This is a genomic window from Bradyrhizobium sp. PRIMUS42 (genome assembly GCF_023006515.1).
GTDB lineage: Bacteria > Pseudomonadota > Alphaproteobacteria > Rhizobiales > Xanthobacteraceae > Bradyrhizobium.
The window spans coordinates 1-6,723 of the sequence record NZ_JALBGZ010000339.1 but is presented as its reverse complement, the minus strand read 5'-3'; the positions used below and the strand labels follow the sequence as shown (position 1 = coordinate 6,723).

The 6,723-nt window shown below is 64.1% G+C and carries 4 protein-coding genes and 2 pseudogenes; 3 read left to right on the top strand and 3 right to left on the bottom strand.

All coding sequences use genetic code 11. From position 1 onward, the window contains the following. The first annotated feature begins 374 nt into the window (after positions 1–374). Positions 375–1,715 carry a glycosyltransferase family 87 protein gene (locus MOV75_RS22675; protein WP_246926108.1) on the top strand — a complete coding sequence of 447 codons (1,341 nt, stop codon included), beginning with the start codon at positions 375–377 and terminating at the stop codon, positions 1,713–1,715. A gap of 24 nt (positions 1,716–1,739) precedes the next feature. After that, on the top strand, positions 1,740–3,146 hold the full coding sequence (locus MOV75_RS22670) for a M20/M25/M40 family metallo-hydrolase (RefSeq protein ID WP_246926111.1): 1,407 nt from the start codon (positions 1,740–1,742) through the stop codon (positions 3,144–3,146). Positions 3,147–3,474: 328 nt separating this feature from the next. On the opposite strand, the gene MOV75_RS22665 is transcribed toward MOV75_RS22670, so the two are convergent. Together MOV75_RS22665 and MOV75_RS22660 are read right to left on the bottom strand one after the other, a co-directional pair. Beyond that, the gene (locus tag MOV75_RS22665) at positions 3,475–4,254 is read right to left on the bottom strand and encodes a class II aldolase/adducin family protein (protein WP_246926114.1); all 780 of its coding nucleotides are present in this window, start codon (positions 4,252–4,254) and stop codon (positions 3,475–3,477) included. Positions 4,255–4,448: 194 nt separating this feature from the next. Then, positions 4,449–6,098 (bottom strand): glycosyltransferase family 39 protein, encoded by a 1,650-nt coding sequence (locus MOV75_RS22660; RefSeq protein WP_246926118.1) that lies wholly within the window; start codon positions 6,096–6,098, stop codon positions 4,449–4,451. A 310-nt stretch (positions 6,099–6,408) separates the two neighbouring features. Here MOV75_RS22660 and MOV75_RS22655 point away from each other — a divergent pair. Continuing rightward, a pseudogene (locus MOV75_RS22655) lies at positions 6,409–6,615 on the top strand (DUF308 domain-containing protein); the annotation flags it as partial. Here MOV75_RS22655 and MOV75_RS22650 read toward each other — a convergent pair. Then, positions 6,613–6,723 (bottom strand): annotated as a pseudogene (locus MOV75_RS22650) (MarR family transcriptional regulator); the annotation flags it as partial. The pseudogenes MOV75_RS22655 and MOV75_RS22650 sit on opposite strands and share 3 nt — an antisense overlap.

Sequence of the window (6,723 nt, the reverse complement as noted above, 5' to 3'; positions counted from 1 at the left end):
CGGCTCGATCGGCCGCACGCTGGTCCGCGGCGCGCTCGGCGGATTGCTGCGGCGCTAGGCAGAACGCCCTGTTTTGGGCAATTCCGCTTGACCCCAAAAGGTCGTCATGCCCGGGCTTGTCCCGCCTGCGCGGCCGAAGCCGCTTCGGCGAGGCGAAGGCCCGGGCATCTACGTTCTTCGTGCTGCGATAAAGTGCGATAAAGGTCGTGGAGGGCCGGGACAAGCCCGGCCCTGACGATGTGGAAGCTCAAGCACTTTGCTAGTCACCTCATGTGCCGTTGCCCGAGGTCACCACCGCTACAATTTCAGGTGAGGGACTCTCCAAGCCCGCGCCGGTCTGCTACGTCCTGTTCGCCGCCGCACAGGACCACTCCGTGACCTCGCCCGCCCCGCTAGCCAAGCCTGACGCGCCCAGACGCCTGTCGCTGCGCGCGCCGCTGGACCTGCTATTTCTGCTCTGCTGCGTCCTGCTGACCGCCGACGTGCTCGTCCCCGAGATCTTCGGCAGCGGCAAGACCAAGGATTACCCGCTGTGGTACTGGGCCGGGCAGCAGGTCTTGCAGGGTGAGCCATTCTATCCCGCCACGGCCATCGAATATTTCGACTTCATCTATCCACCGCTCCCGGCGATCCTGCTGGCGATCCCGAGCTGGTTCGGCAAGATCCCGCTCTATCTCGTCCTGTCGATCCTGAATGTTTTGGCGTGGTGGTACACCGGAACGTTCTCCCACGTCATGACCGGCTCGGACCGCAAGCCAAGTCCCTGGCTGGAAGCGCTGCCTGCTGTCATCACCGTGCCCTTCGTGTTCGACATGTTCGACCTCGGCCAGCCCAACCTCGTCCTGCTGGCGATGATGCTCTACGGTTTCTGGAGCTTGCGGCATCAGCGGTCATGGCTCGCCGGCTTCATGTTCGCGCTCGCCGCCGCCATCAAGGTGTTTCCAATTGCGGTGCTGCCTTATCTGATTTGGCGGCGCAAGTGGGAGGCCGTCGTCGCTACGGTCGCCTTCACCGGCATCCTTCTCTATGTCGTGCCGGCGCCGATCCGCGGCTTCGAGCGCAACGCGGCCGAGCTTGCGCTCTGGTACCAGGGCATGGTCGGAACGAGCTCGGAAAAGGGCTTTGGCCAGCGCGACGAGCAGAACTGGTCGTGGGTCAACCAGTCGCTGATCGCCGTCACGCACCGCCTTGTCCGCCCGATCAACTACAATCAGGACAGTCCCAACAAGCCGGCACGCACGATGAATATCATCGACGTCGACTACAGGACGGCAAACTGGATCGTGCTGGCGTTGTCCGCATTGCTCGGGCTCGGCTTCGTCGCGATCATGCCACGGCAAGCGCGGCGGACGGCGCGCTCGGACGCCGAGGAACTCGGCATCCTGTTCTGCCTGATCACGGTGGCCTCGCCTCTGGCGCGGCAATACTACTTCATGTGGCTGTTCTTCCCGATGACGGTGTTGATGCATCGCGCCGCCTTCGACGAGCGGGCGAAGGTGCGCCTCGGAACCTGGCTGGCCCTCGGCGCTGCCGGCATTCTCATGCTGCTGGCGCTGCCGTGGTTTCCAACTGTGCTCCAGGCCTGGGGCAACAACCTCGCTGCGACCGCCGTTCTTGCGGGCACGCTCGCATGGCACATCCGCCATCCGCCGGTTGCGGCTGGCTCCCAGCCAGCGACGGCGCTAAAACCCAAGCATCTCGAAATGTCGTCTTGAGACTCAAAAGTCAGGAATCCGACCATGGCCAATGCGCAGCTTCAATCCGTGCTCGACCACATCGACAAGGATTTCGACAACAGCCTGGAGCGCCTGTTCGCGCTGCTCCGGATCAAGTCGATCTCCGCGGATCCGGCCTTTGCCGGGGATTGCAAGGCGGCGGCGGAGCATCTCGCCAAGGACATCGCAAGCCTGGGTGTCGCCACCGAGGTGAGACCGACCGCCGGCCATCCCGCCATCGTCGGCAAGACCAAGGGAGACGACAAGGCCGGCGGACGGCCGCATGTGATCTTCTACGGCCACTACGACGTGCAGCCGGTCGACCCGCTCGATCTCTGGCACCGCCCGCCGTTCGAGCCCGTCGTCACCGATCATGCCGACGGCCGCAAGATCATCGTTGCGCGCGGCGCCGAGGACGACAAGGGCCAGGTGATGACCTTCGTCGAAGCCTGCCGCGCCTGGAAGAGGGTGACGGGATCGCTGCCGATCGATGTCACCTTCCTGATCGAAGGCGAGGAGGAGGTCGGCTCGAAGAACTTCGTGCCCTTCATCGAGGCCAACAAGGACGAGTTCAAAGCCGATTACGTGCTGGTTTGCGACACCGGCATGTGGGACCGCAACACGCCGGCGATCACGACCTCGCTGCGGGGCCTGCTCTATGAAGAGCTGAAGATCACCGCCGCCAATCGCGACCTGCATTCCGGCGTGTTCGGCGGCAGCGCGATGAACCCGATTCGCCTGCTCACGAAAATTCTGGGCGGCCTGTTCGACGACGACAACCGCATCACCATTCCCGGCTTCTATGACGGGGTAAAGGATCTGCCGCCCGACATCCTCGAGCAATGGAAGAAGCTCAACCTCACGCCCGAGATGTTCTTGAAGCCGATCGGCCTGTCGATCCCCGCCGGCGAGAAGGGGCGCCTCCTGATCGAGCAGGCCTCGTCGCGTCCGACCTGCGACGTCAACGGCATCTGGGGCGGCTATATCGGCGAAGGCTCCAAGACGGTGATCCCGTCGCATGCCTCGGCCAAGGTCTCGTTCCGTCTGGTCGAAGGGCAGGACCCGCAAAAGATCCGCAAGGCTTTTCGCGATTACGTGACGGCGCGCATTCCCGGCGATTGCAAGGTCGAGTTCGGCGACCATTCCGCCGCGCCCGCGGTCGCGCTCGACTGGAACATGAAGCCGCTCGCCGCCGCCAGCAAGGCGCTCACCGACGAATGGGGCAAGGAGACCGTGCTGATGGGCTCGGGTGCCTCGATCCCGATCGTCGCCGACTTCAAGCGCACGCTCGGCCTCGACTCGCTGCTGGTCGGCTTCGGCCTCGACGACGACAACATCCACTCGCCGAACGAGAAGTACGACCTCCGGAGCTTCCAGAAGGGCATCCGCTCCTGGGCGAGGATCCTCGCTGCGCTGGCCGAAGTGAAGTAGGCGAGCTGCCGTAGGGTGGGCAAAGGCGCAACGCGCCGTGCCCACCATCTCTCAGTGATGACGAAAGAAGAAGACGTGGGCACGGCGCGCGAAGAGCGCGCCTTTGCCCACCCTACGAGACCTATCCTCGTCATTGCGAGCGTAGCGAAGCAAGCCAGAATCCTTCCGCTGAGACAGCCTGGATTGCTTCGTCGCAAGGGCTCCTCGCAATGACGGGTGTGGCGGCTACCTGCCCCAAAATAAAAACGCCGCCCGGGATTGGGCGGCGTTTCATTCCAAATGGCGTAGAGGTCAGTTGACAGCTACCCTACACCAAATCCCGAAAATCTCAAGACCGGTAACCCGGCAGCTCGCGGTCGAGCTTGCGCAGCAGCGGCGGCCACACGAGGTTGGTGGCGCGCAGCTCGGCGCGATCGCGGTTGGCGAGCAGCTCGGTGTTCTTCTCGATCGCAATCTCCTCGACCGGATAGACCGGCGTACCGAGCGCGCGCGTGCGCACCTGCATCGAGCAGGCGCGCTCGAGGTGGTACATGCGCTCGAAGGCGGAGGCGACCGAGCGGCCGACGGTCAGCGTGCCGTGATTGCGCAAGAGCATGTGGTTGTGGTCGCCGAGGTCCTTCTGCAGCCGCGGCCGCTCGTCGTGGTCGAGCGCGATGCCTTCGTAGTCGTGATAGGCGAGGTCGTGGGTGACGAGCTGGGCGGTCTGGTTCAGCGGCAGCAGCCCTTCCGCGCTGCTCGACACCGCGGTGCCGTCGAGGGTGTGGAGATGCAGCACGCAGATCGCGTCCTCGCGCACCTCGTGGATCGCCGAATGGATGGTGAAGCCCGCCGGGTTGATGGTGTATTCGCTCTCGGAGAGCTGGTTGCCGTGCAAATCGACCTTGACGAGGCTGGACGCCGTGATCTCGTCGAACATCAGCCCATAAGGGTTGATGAGAAAGTGATGCTCGGGGCCCGGCACGCGCGCGGAGATGTGGGTGTCGACCAGATCGTCCCAGCCATACAGCGCGACCAGGCGATAGCAGGCGGCGAGATTGACCCGTTGCTGCCACTCGGCCTCCGTCATGTTGGACGGTACTTCCTTCAGGCGCGCTTCCGCTGGCGACATGGCTGATCTCTCCGAACATCGTTGTTGCGGGGAGGGAGCCTAGTACCGCTATTGGTTGGCAGCAAGGTACGCAGAGCGCGGCAGTCCAGCGTAGCCCGCATGGAGCGCAGCGGAATGCAGGGCCGCTCTGAGAGGGGTCCCGGATTTCGCTGCGCTCCATCCGGGCTACGGGGCTACGACTCCGGAGAAAATTTCTACGGCGCCGGGATCGACAGCAGGCTGGAAATGCTGCGACCGCGGATGTCGTAGACGCGGGCGAACACCACGTCGTCGCGCTTGATCTCGACCATCACGGGCGCAGTGAGGCCCTTGCAGTAGAACTCGCCGAGTGTCATCGCGAAATCGGCCGCGTTGGAATCCCAGCCGATGGTGAAGTCCGGGCCGAGCGCGACCTGGGCCGGGCGCTGCGGACCGCAGACCGCGACCTTCCATTTGCGATTGGTCGGCGGAACCTCCTGGCGCTCGACGATCTGCTCGCGCAATTCGTCCGAGGCCTGCTTCAGCGCGAGACCCCAATAGTCCAGCATGAAGCGGTCGTCGGCGCCGCGCACGGTGCCGGCGATGTGGTTGAAGTGGGTGTACTGATAGGGATGCAGCCGGATCATCTCGGCGAGCGACAGCGCAAGGCCGAAGCAGAAGGTGGCGAGCACGACGGGCTGCCAGGTGCGGTGATTGGCGCGCAGGCGCTCCATGGCCCAGCCGAAAGCGACGCCGCCGAGCACCGCCATCGGCGGAATCACGAACACGAAATGGCGGATGCCGTTGTACAGCGCCGGCCGCTTCACCATCGCGATCGCCAGCGGCAGGGTCGCAGCCAGCGTCAGCATCAGCAGGATGGTCTTGCGCCGCGCCGGAACCTCGCGTCGCGGCAGCATGGCGAAGGTGCTGACCACCGCGCCGCCCATCGACACCAGCATCACCTCGGGCAGCTGCAGCGCGAACAGCGTCGGCAGGTAGGACCAGGGCATGTCGGGCACCGACACGATCGCGCCGTCGAACATCTCTTTCCAGGGCTTCTCGAAGAAGTGTGAGAAGTAGGTCAGCGCTTCGAAGGGATTGCCGGGCTCCATGATCGACCACGGCCAGATCAGCCCCATCACGAGATAGCCGAACGCGAGGCCGGGCAGCAGCACATAGACGACATGGGCGAAGCGGCGGACCGATTCGCGCAGGCCCTCGCTGCGCAGTTCCTCCAGGAACAGGGGCAGGAAGCCGAGCACGGCGTAGACCAGCGCGAGCCCGCCGAGAACGCGGCAGCCGAGCGAGAGGCCCGCGCCGAGCCCGACGATCAGGATCGTGCGCGGCGATGGCTGCGGATATTCCTCGGCGAGCCGGACGAGGCCGAGCATCAGGATGATCATGGCCACCGCGAAGGGCGCGTCCTTCGGATTCATGAACATGTGGCCGTAGAAGATCGGGCACAGCGCGAGCAGCAGGAGTGAGGCAAGACCGGCAAGGGGACCGCCGATGCGGCGGCCGAGCCGCCACGTCACCGCAAGTCCGATCACGCCGACGATGGCGCCGACCAGACGGCGCGTCTCGAACAATTCGAGCGGAATGATCTTGTGCAGGAGGGCCGCGACCATGTCGAAGCCGCCGCCATACATGTAGAGATTCGCGAAGGAGAGCGCCGCGGTGTCCTTGAAGCCGGAACCGAACATGCGCAGCAACAGGTCGGCATATTCGGCGTGGGTATAATCGTCCCAGCCGAGGCCGTAGTCGCGGAAGGTCAAGCCGGCAATGACGGCGACCGCAGCCAGCACCAGCATGGCCAGATCGTCGCAAGTCCGTTCGACCGAGCGCCGCTGAGGCGTGTCGATCGCCGAAGTCGTGATGGATGTCATGGCTATCGGTGCCCCGGAATCCCCTGTTGGCCCTGCTGGCGCGCGCGGGCCTCAACCCCGGACTCCCTATAGCGCAGTTCCATTAGCAAGTAATTGGGCATTATGGCTAAATTCCTGATGCGATGCAGCAATTCCGGATCATTGACAGCAGCCTAGCAGTAGCGGGCCGTAGCTGAAGGGAATGTGAATAAGTCCCTGATTTCCTTTCCATTAGGAACGTGGCTTGCAATTCGCCGTTGGCGTGGAACATCGTATGACGGTATCGTGGCGTGACGGGTCGCGTGTGGATGTGCGGCCGGGGGTGAGTTCGATGACCTTGGCATTGTTGATCGCGGGGATTTTCGCCGTCGTGGCGGGCCTCCTTTCGATCCTGTTTGGCTTCTCCGTCAGGGAGTTCAGTCTCGGCAGCCCCCTCATAATCTCGGGCACGATCGCCGTCTGCTCCGGGATGTTACTGTTCGGCCTCCATGTCGTGGTCACGGAACTGAAGGGCATCGCTCGCCGGCTCGCCGGTGCGCGTGCGCAGCTCGCCCGCGGTCAGCTCCTTGTCGCCGATGTTGTAGAGCAGGAGCGCCTGCACCGAGTTGATGTCGGCGCGACCACGACGATCGAACTCGTCCTTGAT